General features: G+C 53.1%; 13 protein-coding genes. 8 read left to right on the top strand and 5 right to left on the bottom strand.

Features of this window, described 5'->3' with window-relative positions; all coding sequences use genetic code 11:
- Positions 1-56 precede the first annotated feature (56 nt).
- Positions 57-1,928: a CocE/NonD family hydrolase gene (locus FUA23_RS18880; RefSeq protein ID WP_147932329.1), complete on the top strand. Its 1,872-nt coding sequence runs from the start codon at positions 57-59 to the stop codon at positions 1,926-1,928.
- Between the two features lie 188 nt (positions 1,929-2,116).
- Here FUA23_RS18880 and FUA23_RS18885 read toward each other — a convergent pair whose 3' ends face one another.
- The gene (locus FUA23_RS18885; RefSeq protein ID WP_147932330.1) at positions 2,117-3,019 is read right to left on the bottom strand and encodes a hypothetical protein; all 903 of its coding nucleotides are present in this window, start codon (positions 3,017-3,019) and stop codon (positions 2,117-2,119) included.
- Positions 3,020-3,751: 732 nt separating this feature from the next.
- Between FUA23_RS18885 and FUA23_RS18890 the strand changes: the two genes are divergently transcribed.
- Complete coding sequence (locus tag FUA23_RS18890) at positions 3,752-4,747, top strand: CotH family protein (RefSeq protein WP_147932331.1); 996 nt, start codon at positions 3,752-3,754, stop codon at positions 4,745-4,747.
- 160 nt (positions 4,748-4,907) lie between these two features.
- Complete coding sequence (locus tag FUA23_RS18895; protein ID WP_147932332.1) at positions 4,908-5,672, top strand: hypothetical protein; 765 nt, start codon at positions 4,908-4,910, stop codon at positions 5,670-5,672.
- An 81-nt stretch (positions 5,673-5,753) separates the two neighbouring features.
- Here the strand turns inward: FUA23_RS18895 and FUA23_RS18900 are convergent, their stop codons facing one another.
- Positions 5,754-6,125: a transmembrane 220 family protein gene (locus FUA23_RS18900; RefSeq protein WP_187271128.1), complete on the bottom strand. Its 372-nt coding sequence runs from the start codon at positions 6,123-6,125 to the stop codon at positions 5,754-5,756.
- A gap of 150 nt (positions 6,126-6,275) precedes the next feature.
- On the opposite strand from FUA23_RS18900, the gene FUA23_RS18905 reads away from it, so the two are divergent.
- Positions 6,276-7,208, top strand: coding sequence for an aldo/keto reductase (locus FUA23_RS18905; RefSeq protein WP_246144368.1), 933 nt, complete (start codon positions 6,276-6,278; stop codon positions 7,206-7,208).
- A 116-nt stretch (positions 7,209-7,324) separates the two neighbouring features.
- Positions 7,325-7,837: a gamma carbonic anhydrase family protein gene (locus FUA23_RS18910; protein WP_147932334.1), complete on the top strand. Its 513-nt coding sequence runs from the start codon at positions 7,325-7,327 to the stop codon at positions 7,835-7,837.
- A gap of 768 nt (positions 7,838-8,605) precedes the next feature.
- Here FUA23_RS18910 and FUA23_RS18915 read toward each other — a convergent pair.
- The 3 genes from FUA23_RS18915 to FUA23_RS22445 are packed head-to-tail and all read right to left on the bottom strand — an operon-like array spanning position 8,606 to position 13,651.
- On the bottom strand, positions 8,606-12,748 hold the full coding sequence (locus FUA23_RS18915) for a DEAD/DEAH box helicase (RefSeq protein ID WP_147932335.1): 4,143 nt from the start codon (positions 12,746-12,748) through the stop codon (positions 8,606-8,608).
- A 42-nt stretch (positions 12,749-12,790) separates the two neighbouring features.
- Positions 12,791-13,447 carry a 4'-phosphopantetheinyl transferase family protein gene (locus tag FUA23_RS18920; protein ID WP_147932336.1) on the bottom strand — a complete coding sequence of 219 codons (657 nt, stop codon included), beginning with the start codon at positions 13,445-13,447 and terminating at the stop codon, positions 12,791-12,793.
- A gap of 33 nt (positions 13,448-13,480) precedes the next feature.
- Positions 13,481-13,651 carry a hypothetical protein gene (locus FUA23_RS22445; RefSeq protein ID WP_187271129.1) on the bottom strand — a complete coding sequence of 57 codons (171 nt, stop codon included), beginning with the start codon at positions 13,649-13,651 and terminating at the stop codon, positions 13,481-13,483.
- A gap of 97 nt (positions 13,652-13,748) precedes the next feature.
- On the opposite strand from FUA23_RS22445, the gene FUA23_RS18925 reads away from it, so the two are divergent.
- The 3 genes from FUA23_RS18925 (at position 13,749) to prmC (ending at position 16,219) form a co-directional block, all read left to right on the top strand.
- Entirely contained in the window at positions 13,749-14,672 is a 924-nt protein-coding gene (locus FUA23_RS18925) for a WD40 repeat domain-containing protein (protein ID WP_147932337.1), read from the top strand.
- A 70-nt stretch (positions 14,673-14,742) separates the two neighbouring features.
- A complete protein-coding gene (gene dcd / locus FUA23_RS18930; protein WP_147932338.1) occupies positions 14,743-15,279 on the top strand; it encodes a dCTP deaminase in 537 nt (178 codons plus the stop codon).
- A gap of 91 nt (positions 15,280-15,370) precedes the next feature.
- The gene (prmC, locus tag FUA23_RS18935) at positions 15,371-16,219 is read left to right on the top strand and encodes a peptide chain release factor N(5)-glutamine methyltransferase (RefSeq protein WP_147932339.1); all 849 of its coding nucleotides are present in this window, start codon (positions 15,371-15,373) and stop codon (positions 16,217-16,219) included.
- Positions 16,220-16,222 lie beyond the last annotated feature (3 nt).

Raw genomic sequence — 16,222 nt, forward strand, 5'->3', positions numbered from 1 at the left:
GTTTAGGTCACTAGAACGACGTACCTTAATCCCCCCAACCAAATACCCAATATTCAATGCGTCAGTTTTCTCTGCTCTTTTTACTCCTGCTATGCACCTGCGGCCCCGCCCAGCTACTCTCCCAGAGCAGCCGCGAATACCTGGAACTCGCTAAAATCGCCCACGTAGAGCAAATGCACATGGCACCGATGCGCGATGGCATTCGGCTGCGAACCGATGTTTACCGCCCCAAAACTGATGAAAAAGTCCCCGTTATCCTGAGCCGTACACCCTACCAAATGAACGGCTGGGTGGATGGCGAAGAGCGTACCCGCACCTACCAGCGCGCCCTCGATTGGGTGAAGGCCGGCTACGCCTATGTTGTGCAAAACGAACGCGGTCGCTACTACTCGGAAGGCGAATGGGACATCCTCGGAACGCCAACTACCGATGGCTACGATGCCTTCACCTGGCTGGCCGAACGTGACTGGAGCAACGGGAATATCGGTCTGCTCGGCTGTTCCTCTACCGCCGAATGGCAGATGGCCGTAGCTGCCCTCGGCCATCCTGCACTCAAAGCTATCGTACCGCAGGGCTACGGAGCGGGTGTCGGCAAAATCGGTAAGTTTCAGGAGCAGGGCAACTGGTACCGCGGTGGCGCGACCCAGATGTTGTTCATCGCCTGGCTGTACAGCGTACAGCACGACCCGATGCGGCCACGCATCCCGAAAAACGCCACGAGAGAAGACTTGCTGCGCCTCCAGCGCTTCCACGATATGGCACCGGAGTATCCCCGGGTAGCATGGGAAGACGGACTGAAAACCCTGCCCGTGCAAGACATCATTAAAGCACAAAACGGCCCGCAAGGCATTTTCGAGGAAATGGTAACCCGGACACCAAACAGCAAAGAATGGTTTGAAGGCGGCCTCTACCACGACGATATGCCGTTCGATGTACCCGCCTTCTGGTTCACGAGTTGGTATGATGTTTCTATCAGTCCTAATCTCGCGCTGTTCAACCACGTACGCAAGCACGCAACGACGGAGAAAATGCGCGATGAGCAGTTCCTCGTCATCGCCCCGACCCTGCACTGCGCGTACACGCGGGCAACGGCAAACACCATCGTCGGAGAGCGCTCCGTTGGCGACGCACGACTCAATTACCAGGAGCAGATAGAAGCTTTTTTTGCGCAGCACCTAAAGGGGGAAGCGCAGCAGGCGCGGCCGCGGGTGCAGTATTACGTTATGGGAAGCAACGAATGGAAGTCGAGCACGGCCTGGCCTCCGCCAGCCGCCAAAATGGAGACGTTCTACCTCGACTCCGACGGGAGCGCCAACACGTTGCACGGCAACGGTCGTCTCGTCAGCAAGGCTCCCGCTTCGGATAAGCCCGATGGCTTTGTGTATGACCCTATGAATCCCGTACCGAGTTACGGCGGCAATGTTTGCTGTACCGGCAACGCCGTAAAGGGAGGTGCCTTCGATCAGCGCGTAATGGAAACCCGCAACGATATCCTCGTTTACACCACCGAACCGTTTAAGGACGGTGTGGAAATCGCCGGCAGCATCGAAACGACCCTCTACGTCAGCTCCGACGCAAAGGACACCGACTTTACCGTAAAGCTCATCGACGTTGCCCCCGACGGCACCGCCTACAACCTCGACGAAACCATTCAGCGCGTCCGTTACCGCGAAGGCTATGACAAAGAAGTATGGATGGGGAAGGGCAAGGTCTACAAAGTAGAACTGACACCACTAAGTACCGCCAACTACTTTAAGCCGGGGCACTCCATCCGGGTGGAAGTTTCCAGCTCGAACTTCCCCCGCTTCGACCGCAACCTCAATACCGGTGGGCGTAACTACGACGAAAGCAAAGGCGTGGTGGCCCGGAACATGGTTCACCACTCAGCGGAGTATCCGAGCTCGGTGCGGATTCCGGTGGTACGGTAGGTAGATTCCCTTATCGACATATCGAAGCCGCAGGGAACGGCCAGCTGCTGATACGTTCTGTCCCTTTTACCGTATTCCTGAGTATGATGCGGACTACGGAAGTACGAAGTCGTGGTTGAGCTTTTTCCTTTTAAGCAGAGGGTAGTCAGCAGGCTACCCCAATGCACATTGGGGAGTTACCTGACTCCTTACTGAATCTCCACTTTCTCATAAGTGGTATTGGCCCATCTGATTTGTGCTCTGCCGCCTTTGACCCGGTAAGCTCCGTACCTGATGCCTGATTGTAAGGCTCTTTCGGGTTCCGGGATGTTCCAGTTGTAAGGAGTGCCGCCGATTACGGCGTCAGCGTAGTGGATTTTCCGGGTAGGATCATCGGGATCCTGTCTGAATCCAACTTCCAGCTCGACGTCGGTGGCTTCTCCTTTCGGGATGTTGGTAAGGAAGACAAGGTCTCTGCCCTGTTCGCCCGATCCGCCACGGAAATTGATCTGTTCGCGAAAGAGATCGAACGATACCTGTACCTGATTGCCGTTACTGTCGGGGCCGTACACTGGCTTGGCTAAGTACAAACAGATGGCGGGGTCGTTAGAGCCTCCGCCGCCGGTGTGCTTTCCTTTGGCTTGTATGATGTATGTGCCGTCGCTACCGTCGGAGTTCGTTTTGCCCGTTTCCAAAATCCGGACTGTGCCCGTAAACCGGGCGTAACTCCCTACTCCGGTTGTTTGGGATCGATTCAGCGATCGTTCAATTCGGGGCTGCAGGCCGTTAGCATCAAGGTGGTTGGAGTTATGAGTGATGTTGTACACGCCCCACGTTGTTCCGTCAATGGTGCTTTCCATGTAGTTGGCGTAGCAGCTCCGGTCATCAGCTGTTCCTACGTTAACGGGATTTGGGATGTCTGTTTCCCGGACGGCGTTTGTGCCCGCGGTGGTGCACTCCGTGATCGGGCTGGTATCTTCATCGGTTACCGGTTGCATTTCGACTTCCATTTCATCGAGGATTTCTTCTTTAGAGTTGCAGGAGGGAAGAACCGCCAGCGCGACCAAAAACACTAACGGGAAAAAATGGAGGGTAAGCTTATCTTGTTTCATTCACAGTGAGTTTTATCAGACTAAAAGTGGTGTGAATAATGAGCAAGGGCATCCTGTAGTATCCTGTATACTTTGCCTTTCGGTGAAAAGTAAAAGACGGCTTCTGACTAAATGAGGATAGGGGACGCGCGTTGCCCGGTCTTGGTTCCGGGCGGTAATCCGTTCCCCTTAATCCCCGGCCATTTCTGGCCGGAAGGGTAAGCAGGATAGGCCGGAAGGTCTGTTTCCTTTAGTGCGGAGACCTGGTTTTACGTATTCATCAGTAAAAACGGGGCGCCCTTCTGTATCCTGAGCAGTGGGCGTGGTCCGGTTTCATGCTTTCATTGCTGTTGGCGGGGCTTCCCCTCCTCCTCCTTTCTGCAAAACCGAACACCTTAGTGTTCGTAATCGAACACATTTCATTTTATCGTTAAGTGTAAGTAGTTGAATTGCAGTTTCCGTGGCTTGTGGCATGGTCTTGGCGTGGGTACTATTGTGCTTCAACCGCCTTTGCACCTGCGTTTGCGCCTTAAAAGGGCTTTAGACGATGAAAAGGTAAAAAGTAACTACCGTTCACCGAATAAAACAAGCGTTCGTCGAACAAAACCAAGGAGCCATAGAACTTATTTTTTCTGCGTCGAAACTCCCCCGACATTTGATTTATCAAAGCACAGGGAATAAAAATTCCAAAACAAAGTGCAACCATTCACAAAAACGAAAGTCTCTTCTTACAACCCATACAAATTACAGATCATGAAACGCTTCTTCCTTACTTCTCTTTACAGCCTTCTTATCAGCTGCGCTGTTTTTGCTTCCGGCGCCGGGAAGTCGGGTAGCAGCCTTTTCGATCACTGGATGACGGATAGTAACACCAGCATCGAGCTTCACGTAAATTTTGACAGCCTGGAGGTATACCGTAAGAAAGTAGACTTTATGCCCGCCAAAGTTGTTCAGGACGGCGAAGTGCTTGATCTTGAAGTGGCGGTTCGCGGCAAATTCCGCCGCAGTGCCTGTGCAATGCCGCCTCTGAAGTTGAAGTTTGCAAAAGATGGTCTCCGCGCTGCGGGCCTCAATACCCACAACGACTTCAAACTGGTAACTCACTGTACTAACGACGAAGCCGGACAAGACGCTTTGCTCCGCGAGCAACTCGCCTACGAACTCTACCGTACCGTAAACCCCGCCGCCAGCTTCCGTACCCAGCTCCTCACCATCACTTACGTTAATACTGTCGACGGCAGCACCACTACCAGCTACGCTATCCTGATCGAGGATGTCGACGAAATGAAAAACCGCATTGAAGCTGAAACCTGCAGCGATTGCTACAATATGCCAATCGTAAACGTAGACAATGCTGAAGTCGTCACCTTGTTTCAGTACATGATCGGTAACGCCGACTACAGCACCCGGATGATCCGTAACCTTAAAATGGTAACCACTCCCGATGGTCAGAACACTTTCGTACCCTACGATTTCGACTACACCGGCCTGGTAAACGCAAGCTACGCCAAAGGAATGCCTCACCTCGGGCAGACCAAGATCACGGACCGGGTACTGGTTTGGGAGTTCTCCGATGCTCCGGACTTCGGCGACGCCGCAGATTACCTGGTAAGCCTGAAAGATACCCTCCTGAACCAGGTGGTAAACTTTGACGGGCTGGCTGAAGCCAGCAAGAAAGAAATGACCAAATACCTCAAAAGCGGTCTTCGTCAGATCAAGAACGGCGCATTTGAGATCATCAGCAAATAAGAGTCGGAGACTCTTAAACTCTTAGTGAAATGTATGTGTAACCCTGATTTTTAATTGATTACTAGATGTAGTTTTCACCGGCACCTCTGAGTTTGAGGGCCGGTGTTTTTGTTTGCATACTTGTCGTGCCAACTGTTATTTTCCTTCCTACCTTTGCTGCATGCCCGCTCTTCCCGTTCTTCTGCCGCTTGCCCTGATGGCTGTCGCTATTGTTGCGGCTCTGGCTATCGGCGGATTATTCTTCCTGAAGCAATCCGGCGAGCGAAGGGCCAACCGGTTATACGGAGCGCTGCTCATTCTGGGGGGGCTCACGCAGCTTCATTTTGCCCTCGACTTTGGGGGGTGGCTGATCAGCGATCCGTGGTTGCGTTACTTGCCGATCTATTTCAGTTTGTGGTTGCCGGTTTTACTGTTCAGCCACGTTAAGATCAGCCTCTATCCTTCCTACCAGTTCCGGTGGACCGACATGAAGCACCTGACGCTGCCCATCGGGCAGACGCTGTATTTTCTGGCCATCTGGCTGTTTCCCTCGTTCCGGCATGAGACCGGCCGGTATTTCTACAACCCATTCTACGGTGGCCTCGAACAGGCGCTGTTTTTGTTTGGCTGGCCGCTTTACGTGCTTTTCAGCGTTTTGTACCTGCGCCGCAAGCGGGCGGCACTGAACATGCGGAGCCTGCCGAGGCTGTTGTGGTACCTCCGTAAATTACTCAAGGGAGTACTGCTGTTCATTCTTGCCTACGCCATTCTTTCGGTGGCCGACGTGCTGGCGTTCAAATATTTACTCACTGACCTGCGCAGCAGGGTTTGGTACGCCGGTGCGCAGGCGCTCAGTTTCACGGTTTTATTGCTGTGGCTGTGCGTATACGGAGGGCAGGTACTGGTGTGGGGGCGTGCGCTGCGGGTCGCTGTGCAGAAGCCCTGACCAGAAACGTGATAAAAGTACGGTGGCGCGGCCGCAGGTGAAAAAGAGTTTTCCAGGATCGCTCCTCCGGCAGGGTGAAAATCATTTCGTGCTCCGGGCTTTGGCCCACGCCTGCCAGGCGTAGAAGCCCAGCGCCATCCAGCAAATCATCAGCCCGAAAAACTCCCGCGTAAGCTCTACGTGCGGAGATTCGGCCTTCATCGAGCCGGTGATGGTAGGCATTCCGTCGTTAAGCCACCGGGCGAATTCCGGCACGTAGGTAGTCCACCATCCAAAAAGAACAAGAGCAGGGAGCAGCGGAACGATGGGCCGCAGGCCTCCCCAGAAGGCACGGAGTGCAACAAACACAACTACACCATATGCTGCTACCCATTTGTTCCAGTCCGGATCGTTGAGTTGCCAGTAGGCACAAAGGGCGAAGAGGGCCGCTACGGCTAAATGGAGGTGTTTCATTGGTATTATCTTGCTTGAATTCTTTGCTGGAGTGTCCGCATGGAACCGGGCAAATGTAGTCATATCCCGACCTCTCCGCAGGAAACACTACTTTTGATCCACGATGAATGATCTTACTGCCCGATGAATTGTTCGTCTCCTACAGACTAAATGACCAATCAACAGATGAACGCAATCGATCAGGTAAACCTTTCTTCCGACGGACCCAACCTCTCCCGGATAGTTGCCGGAACCATGACCTGGGGAGAATGGGGAATCGACTACTCCGCTTCGGAAATCGCCGACATGATCGGACATTGCCTGGACCTCGGCATAACCAGCTTCGATCATGCCGATATTTACGGACATTACTCTACCGAAGCTTCTTTTGGCCATGCCCTTAACAAACTCGGCACCAGCGTCCGCGCCCAAATGGAGCTCATCACGAAATGCGGTATCCGGCTGGAGACCAACCGCCGCCCCGAAAACCGGCTGAAAAGCTATGACCTCAGCCGCGACTACATCATCGCTTCCGCCGAACAGAGCCTGAAAAACCTGCAGACCGATTACCTCGACCTTTTTCTGCTGCACCGACCGAGCCCATTGATGAATCCAGCCGAAATTGCCGAGGCCTTCACCCACCTTGAGCAGTCGGGAAAGGTTCGTTCCTTCGGGGTCAGCAATTTTACCCCAAGCCAGTTTGGGCTCCTGAGTCAGGCGGTTACCCTGGTCACGAACCAGGTGGAATGTCATCCCTTACACCCCGATTGTTTCTACGACGGAACTTTCGATCAGCTCCTCGCGGCCAACATCAGGCCAATGGTATGGAGCCCGCTCGGAGGAGCAAAGTATTTCAAGGGGGAATCCACCACTGTTCTCCGTCTGCGCGATACCGTGAAAACACTGGCGGAGAAATACGGAAACGTCGGCGAAGACGTAATCCTTCTGGCGTGGTTGCTGAAGCATCCGGTCGGAGCAATCCCGGTGGTTGGTACTACAAAGAAGGAACGCCTCACCGGAACCCGCCTCGCCCTCGATCTCGAACTGGAAACTCAGGATTGGTTCGCCATTCTGGAGGCTGCCGTCGGCCACGAGGTCGCTTAGAATGAGTAGGTAGCGCGTAGAATATAGTCGGTAATTAGGGCCCCTCCCGCCCGGCAGCAACTACATTCTACCCAACTACGAACTACCAACTACATTCTACCAACTACCCACTAACTATGCCACTGATCGTTCCCGTAAGAAACCACACTCCCAAGTACGGTGAAAACTGCTTCCTCGCCGAGAACGCTACCCTCATCGGTGAAGTAACCCTTGGGGATGATTGCTCCGTTTGGTACACCGCCGTCGTACGCGGAGACGTAAATGCCATCACCTGCGGTGATCGTGTCAACATTCAGGATGGAGCCGTCATCCATGGTACCTACGAACGGGCCGCTACGACCATCGGCAACGACGTCAGCATCGGCCACCGGGCCATTGTGCACGGCTGTACCATCCACGATTCTGTCCTGATCGGGATGGGCGCCATTGTGATGGACGATGCGGTGGTGGAGTCCAATGTCATCATCGGTGCGGGTGCCGTCGTTCCCGCCAATATGCGCTGCGAAGCCAACTCGGTGTACGCTGGCATCCCGGCCAAAAAGATCAAAGACCTTGCTCCCGCTCAGCGGGAGGATACCATCGAACGGATCGCGGGTGCTTACCTGAAGTACGCGTCGTGGTTTAAGTAGAGAGTGGATGGAGTAACTGCGTTCCGCCTATCCCCGACCAGCTCAGTTCAGAATAACTTCTTGTACGTAATCCGGCAGCGCGTTTGATCGTACGGACTAAACTGAACCGCTACAATATCTCCTGAATTTAACTCCCGGGAGGGAAGATTTAACTTTTGATGAACGTGTAGCGCGCATAACTCAATGGTCCGCTACGATTTTAGGGCGCTTTCGCTCCAGAAATCTTTAATATCCTACCCTCTGCTTGCATTTTAGGTGTGTGTAAGACTATTCAGCACCTACGTTTTATGCTCTTTCGTCCAGCGGAAAATGAAATGGTCATGTAACTAAGTCGATTGTACACCAATTTTTACTGCCGGTGCCAAGGCCGATACTCAGGAGTTGAAACTTTAGGTTCCATTTGCAACCACTTAGCTTTTGGATAGAAAAACAGCCTCTTTAGAAGCTTAAACCTTGATTTATGCCTATGCAAAGAAGGCGTTGGTTTTTCCCTGAAGTATAGTCTAATGGCCTTCTTCACGTTAAGCTCTGTGTTCTGAACATAACAATCAACGGTGGCCGGCGTCGCAGCCGAGGTTTTTGCTACCTTTTGACCTCAAAAGTAGGCCACCGGCAGGCATGCTAGACGGGATGTATGACGAGTTATGATGCTGTTACGCCCCTGCACAGACTGGCAGCACGGAAGTAAAGTCATCTCATTAGCTACAAACTGTAGCGGACCATTGTAACTCCAGGGAAACTCGCTCACAGCGTGAGTATTGAACGGGTCTACGCATCCTTTATCATATCCAGAATTTCATCTACACCCAGTTTACCCGCTTTACCCGTTCCGCTGAGGATCTGATCCGCCAGATCTCGTTTTTCTTTGTGGAGGGCGATTATCTGTTCCTCAATCGTTCCTTCGGAGACGAAGCGGTAGACGGTTACAGGACGTTGCTGCCCGATGCGGTGAGCGCGGTCGCTGGCCTGGTCTTCGGCCGCCGGGTTCCACCAGGGATCGAGGTGGAGGACGTAGTCGGCTTCCGTGAGGTTGAGGCCGGTACCACCGGCCTTAAGGCTGATCAAAAATACTTTGCCTTCGCCATTTTGGAAGGCGTCTACTGACTCTTCCCTTTTTTTACCGGGGGTGCTCCCGTCGAGGTATTGATATTCGATGCCCTGGCCTTTGACCCAGTTTTCAACGATCTTAAGGTGTTTCACGAACTGAGAAAAGATGAGGGCTTTATGTCCGTTTTCCAGAATCTCGAGGAGGGTCTCTCCGACCAACTCCAGTTTGGCGCTGCCAATTTTTGAGTTGGGCCGGACCAATCGTGGGTGGCAGGCCGCCTGGCGTAGCTTGGTGAGTTGGGCCAGTACGGTGAAACGTTTTTGTTGTTCGTCGGCAGCGGCGATGTCCTTCAGGGCCTGTCGGCGCATGGCTTCGTAAAGCGCCTTTTCCTCGTCGCTGAGGTCAACGCTCAGTACAATCTCGGTTTTGGGTGGCAGCTCGGTGAGTACCTGATCTTTGCGGCGGCGGAGGATGAAAGGCTTAACGAGGTTCTTCAGCGTTTCGCGTCTTTCTTCGTTACCATCGCGGCTAATGGGGCGGTTGAATTTTTCGTTGAAGGCCGTCTTACCACTGAGTAAACCGGGGTTCAGGAACCGGAAGAGACTCCACAGCTCGCCGAGGTGGTTCTCTATGGGGGTTCCGGTGGTAGCCAGTTTGAAATCTGCGCTCAGATTCTGGACGATTTTGGCGCGTTTCGTAGCGGTGTTTTTGATGGCCTGGGCTTCGTCGAGTACGATGGTGGCCCAATCGATGGCTTGCAATTCGTCGCCAATAAAACTGAGCAGGCCGTAGCTTACCAGGGCGAGATCGCCGGTGCCGAGTTGGGGTAAAAGATCAAGGTCAGATCGGCTTGCGATGAGCACCGGAACCAGGTCCGGAGCGAAGCGTTCGGTCTCCGCCTGCCAGTTGCGGGTAACGGAAGCGGGAGCGATCACGAGCGCTGGCCCTTTCTTCGACCGGGCAGAAAGCATCGCGAGGGCCTGAATGGTTTTACCCAGCCCCATATCGTCGGCCAAACAGCCACCAACGCCCCATTCCGCAAGGCGCATCAGCCATTTGAATCCGTCTTTCTGATAGTCTCGCAATTCAGCACGGAAGCTTTTTGGTACGCGCGGACGAATGGATTCAGCCTTCTTGATCCGTTCGAGGCTTTCCGTCCAGGCATCGTCGAATTCGAGGTCTTCGAGGCCATCGGCCATCTCTTCGAAAGCACTGGCGGCAAGGGTCGGGAGTTGGAACTTTTTACCCTTCTTGTGTAAGAGCCCTTCCATTTCCAGAACCCGATCTCTGAGTTCGTCGGTGAGGGCGACGAATTCACCGTCCTTCAACTCGATGAACTGGTTCTCGTCGCGGTTTTTCATATGCTCTAACAGCATCTCGAGGTCGAGAACGCGCTCTTCGTTTACGGTCAGCTTGCCGTCTACCTCAAACCAATCACGGCTCTTGCCTACCTTGATGGCCAGTTCGTCGGAGCTGGCAGTTCCAACGATCTTAAGCTTCTCTCCTTTCGGATGCTCGATGGAAATGAGTTGCTCCTGTACCAGGGCCCGGAGTTCCAGCAGGATGCGCAATGCTGTTTGCGTATCTTCGATGGTGTACTCGTAGTAACTCCCTTCGATCCGGTTGAGGGTGGGGCAGGCTTCGAGGGTTGCTTCAATTTCAGCAATCTCTTCCTTGAAGTCACGAATGAGCAGCTTGCGACCTTCTTCAAGCACAACAACGGTACGGGGCAAGCCATCTCCCGGTTTGAAGTAGATGGGCTCTTCGGGGATAGGCTTCACGTACACGGCTACCTGATAACCATCTCCGAAGGGCAGCAGGTGGATGCAGGGCATAGTACTCCCCTGAACCTGCTCCAGGTCCTCATCAATGAGGTCGAAAGTAGATTGGACACTAACCGTAGGCCGGATGTCTTCCACCATCGCTTCTACCCGTTCGCGCTGAGTATCGGGTACTTCGATACCGTGGCCGATGGCCCAGGCAATTTTGCCTTGCTCTTCGCTCAGCTGATAAACACGGTAGCGGGTAGGGGTTTCTTTGCGCCATACGTAACCGTGGGCCTCGACCGGCGGGTCGAATCTCATGAGCAGACCGTTGGGGGTCTCGGTGATCTGTAGTTCTGGCTCGGACCTGATCAGTTCAATGGGGATGCGCTTCTTATCGCCAAGGTAAATCCGGGGGTGGTCTGCGATTTCGTGCAGCATCCGGCCGAAATCGACGTATAAACTGTCATCGTTGTAAATCATGGAACCGCTTAGCCGGCGGCCATCGATGGTTTTCAGTGCGTTGACGGCGTTGCCATCGGCGGGGTCCATCGTTTCCGGGTTCTTGGGCGTGATGAGCTCGTACCACTTCATTTTGCGGCCTTTGCTCCAACCGCTTTTGCCGAGTTTTTGCTCTTTACAGAAGATTTCTTCGTTTTCAAAATCTATAACCCAGACGGTACGGAACTGAGGAGGACCCTTTTCGTCGTCCTGGTGCTTGCCTTTCCTGCTTTGGGCCAGAAGGCGTAAAGCGTACTCCCACGGTTCTTTGACGGGGAGAAGATTTTGCATTAAAAACTTTCCCTGCACCTGCGTGCTCGCCTTCTCCTTCCACATATCTGCTTTCTCGTGGTGAGGGAAAATGGTGGTGAGGGAATTCAGAATTTCGTCTTTTACCCACGGGATAGCGATGTAAGAGTCCTCTTCGATATCGGAAAAGAGCTTACGAAGCAGGGTCTGGCGGGGCTTCATCCCGGTCCAGGCAACACACCAAAGGGCAACCATCCATTCAAGGGCGTGGGTCGGGCCGTCGCGGAGTTGCTTTTCGAGGAGTTTTTCCCCTGTTTCCACTCGACCTGTATGGATGAACACGTAGGCCAGGAAACAATTGATCAGGAGGGGATAGCTGCTTTCGCGGAATTTCGAAGCGCGTATTTCCAGCTCTTCTTTGGTGATTTGCCCTGACCCGAAAGCGCGCGCAAGCGCGATGACATCAATGATGTTCGCCTCTCGTTCGGGGTTGGTCATTTTCGTGAACGCAGCGTCAGCCTTGCTGGTGTCGCCTTGAAGCAGGTGGGCAACAGCCTGTAAACCGGGGTCGAATCTGAAATCGTCGGGAAAATCTTTGAAGAAATGCATCCCGAGCATAACTACAGAGCGGGTATCTTCGCTGTATTCTTCGGCGTCTTCGGTCTGGTTGAGTTCTTTGATCAGCGGCAGCAAACGGGCTGGGGTGTCCGGATGCCACTCTTCGTAGTTAAATTGCTGACTATTGAAGTGAAGCCATTGGAAATAGCCACTCCGCTTTTGCCAGAACTGCCAGTCAAGAACGGTCAGTACCTCATCTACAGCTTGCTTGGTGAGCCGTTGCGGGTCTTCGTAGTACCGCCTCGCATCGGAGAGCAGGCTGTAAAGCCGAACGAAGTCCCGCTCTTTATTGAGTAGTATCTTGTGGAGAATACGAAGCTTAATTTCATTGTACCGTATGTGCCAACTATGGCCCTGACTGCCATCTTGCGGTAGTCTTTTGATCCTCGTTACGGCGTTCACGATGGCATCCAATTCCTCCGGGCGCAGGGCATCGGCCGAAAAGAACAACGGTATTCTCCATGTATCCGTCACCGCCATGGAACGGTAGCTTTCGTAAGCAAAACCTCCCCGGTTCAACTTTCCAAATATTTTAGAGATGCCGGCACGAGACCATTTGCCAATAGTTGAGCACTGCTCATTGGCCAGTCGCAGTGTTTTTTCGAGCTCGTACGAATCCGAAGAATTATCGCTCAAAAGAATCGTCAGAAGCAGTATCAACTCCTCCCGGGACTGAACGAGTAACGTCTTTTTATGGCTTTCGTGGTCAGATATGGGCAGGGATGGAGTCATTTTTTAATGAGTCTTAAGGCGGCAAGATAAGTAAGAGTTGAATCAAAGAAGCACCTTCACTCTTTCAACACACCCTACCAACACAAAATTATCGTAAATCCTGAATTCAAGATCGAACAGCATTTCAGCCTTGCCTTTTTTTAAAAAGGCTGTGCCGGTTGTCGTGTTAGCATTGAATGCTCCAAAATCGACGAAAAGATGTTGCTTAAAGTCGATTTTCCGCCGGCCAAAAGCCTTATACATCGCTTCTTTTGCCGACCATATCAGGTGAAGTTGCAAGAGCTCGAATTCTGGAATGAGTTGCAGCTTTTCACCAGCCCCGACAAATTTATTTGCGAGGCGACGAATACGGGGGACGATCCGTTGGACATCGACACCACATGGATTGGGATGCGCAATTGCTGCGGCATAATCTGTAGTGTGACTAATGGATACGTGGAACAGGGAGTCTCGGAGGTGGGGTTTTCCGGATTCGTCCTTAAAAAGCTCGCCGCGCCGGGCGCGGCCGCTCATGTGGTGCAACAGGATGCGGGCTGCGAGGAATTCGCGTCGGCGACCTTCTCCTTTGATCTGACCGATGGCAACAGTTTCGGCTTCAGAAAGCTCTACGTTGTTGCGCAACCATTCCTCGGTCTCTGTTATGTGCCAAAGGCCATACTCGCCGGGCGCGTGGAAGTCTTCGTGAAGCAGAACTGGCAAATGAAAAAGTATTGAGTGATGAAGTGCAGCGCATTAATGCTCGTCGGGGATGCTTAAACTGACCGTTGTTTGGGCGTAAACATAAAACGCAAGAGGCATAAGCCCTAATACGAGTCCGGCGATGAGTACTTGAGTAAAGGGGGCAAAAGTAGGGACTACATACCCCAGGCTGAAGAAAGCGATGGCAAAGAAAACGTATTTCATATTAATCCTGAATAATAATCGGCAGATGCCGTAAGCGTATATTTTAACGCCGTCAGTGAAAGGAAGCTCTTTTAAATAGAACGGAAACTTAAATCGTATGTTCACGAATAATATGCTGACGAGAACCGAAGAACGTACCGGCCACAACGCCGCCATTTATGCTTTACGACCTGCCCGCGACGGATTTTACTCCGCCGCTGCCGATGGGCTGCTCGTACACTGGCATCAGAATGACGTGAATTTCGGACGCGCTGTAGCCAACGTTGAGGGAGGTAAATTTCTGAGCTTCGATACCCTCGAAGATGGTGGTCTCGTCGCCGGCGCGCTCGATGGTGGTGTGCACTGGCTCTACCCTGATGCACCGGAGCGGAACCTCCACGTAGCCCAACACACCCGGGGCGTTTTTGCCGTGCTGAGGGTAGGTGATAAGATCTTCACTGCCGGAGGAGACGGTGTGCTTACCAAATGGGATGCCAAAACCGGACGGACGATTGAAAGCCTGCCCGTGAGCGGAAATTCGTTGCGGTGTATTGATAGTTATCCGGGAAGCCCGATTCTCTCCGTCGGCGCCAGCGATGGGAATGTTTATACCGTTGATAGTGATGAGATGAAAGTCGTTGGTCAGTTTGCTGGCAATCCGCCGTCCACTTTTTGTGTTGCGTTTCAGCCGGGTATGGGCTTCCCCCGTATGATCTTTGGCGGCCGGGATGCACGCCTGAAGGGGATGGACCTGGCTTACGTCAAAGTACCCCGACCCTTCGCACCCATCGATGCCCACAACGCCACGATCAACGACCTCGCTTTCTCGCCCAACGGTAGTTACCTTGCTACTGCCAGCCGGGATAAAACGGTAAAACTCTGGGATGCCAACAGTTGGGAACTACTCAAAGTCTGCGAAGTCGTCCGTGACCGGGGGCACGTAAATTCCGTCAATTGCCTCCTTTGGCTGGACGATACGACGCTTATTACAGCCGGAGATGACCGGCGAATTCTGACCTGGAAACTCAACGTCAAGAATTAGATTGTCGGAAACCGCAGGCAAAGGCTTTCACCAACACCAAATTCCTGGTTCTCTAACTATCTTCGCCCCCATGATCTGGAGCGATAAAAAAATACTGGCTGCTATTGAGCGCGGCGAAATAGTAATTACCCCTTTTGACCGGGCGAACCTCGGTACGAACAGTTACGATGTACACCTCGGTAAGTACATCGCGCGGTACAAAGACCACATCCTGGACGCAAGGGCGCACAATGAAATCATCCACGATGAAATTCCGGAAGAAGGGTTTCTGCTGCACCCCAATACCCTCTATCTCGGCGTCACACTGGAGTACACCGAAACGCACAGTTCGGTGCCCTTTCTGGAAGGAAAGAGCTCCGTTGGCCGGCTTGGTATAGACATTCACGCTACGGCAGGTAAGGGTGACGTTGGCTTCTGCAATCACTGGACCCTTGAGATCAGTTGCACTCACCCCGTACGTGTATACGCAGGAATGCCCATCGGGCAACTCATTTACTTCGGAGTAGAAGGGGACATCGAAAATTACTACAACAAGAAGACCAACGCCAAGTACAATAAGGTCCAGGTGCGGCCGATGGAGTCCATGATGTGGAAGAACTCTTTCTAGAACGTTAACGTATCGGTTCGTTGGGCTGCCGCAAGCCGGAGACATTCCAACGAACCAACGAATTAACGTTCCAACGAACTAACGAACCAACATGACTACAATCGAACTCGCCCAGCACATAATCGACGAACTCACTCCCCAACTCGGGCCGGGCGAGGCAACTTCCGTTTCGCGCCTCGTGCTTGAAGACCTCTTCGGGTATCGCAGAGGGAGCCATCCGCGCAAGCTCAGCCAGGACGAGCAGATTATGGCATGGGCCACGATCAATCGTCTCAAAGCTGGCGAGCCGGTGCAGTACGTTACCGGCATTGCCGATTTCTACGGCTTACAGCTCAAGGTAGATCCGTCGGTTCTGATCCCCCGGCCGGAAACCGAAGAACTGGTAGAATGGATACTGGAAGAACACGGGGCGGGGACGCAGGTGCAATGCCTGGATATCGGCACCGGATCGGGCTGTATCCCCCTCGCGCTGAAGGCTAAAAGACCCTCCTGGGCGTGTACCGGTGTTGATGTAAGCTCCGATGCCCTCGACATCGCAAAGGGCAACGCCGAAAAACTGAGCCTTGAGACAGACTTCCGGGAAACCGACATTCTTGAAGAACCCTCACTGCACCTGCGTTCCGCCAAATGGAACATCATCGTTTCAAACCCTCCTTACATCCCCCCTTCGGAGCGCTCCGTAATGAGCCCTTCCACCCTCTCGCATGAGCCGGAGCTGGCTCTTTTCGTCCCGGAGGATGATCCGTTGTTGTTCTACCGCCGCATCACCGAAGCCAGTAAGGAGCTCCTGGCGGAAGGCGGCAACCTCTACTTCGAAACCAATGAGTTCAACAACGAAGACGTTGCAGCCCTAATGAAAGCGTGTGGCTACAGCGGGGTAGAGCGGAGAAAAGACCTGCAGGGGAAGTGGCGGATGGTGCGGGGGAGCCTGATCCGGTAGAAG

It is taken from the genome of Neolewinella aurantiaca (assembly GCF_008014675.1).
In the GTDB taxonomy this organism is placed as follows: domain Bacteria; phylum Bacteroidota; class Bacteroidia; order Chitinophagales; family Saprospiraceae; genus Neolewinella; species Neolewinella aurantiaca.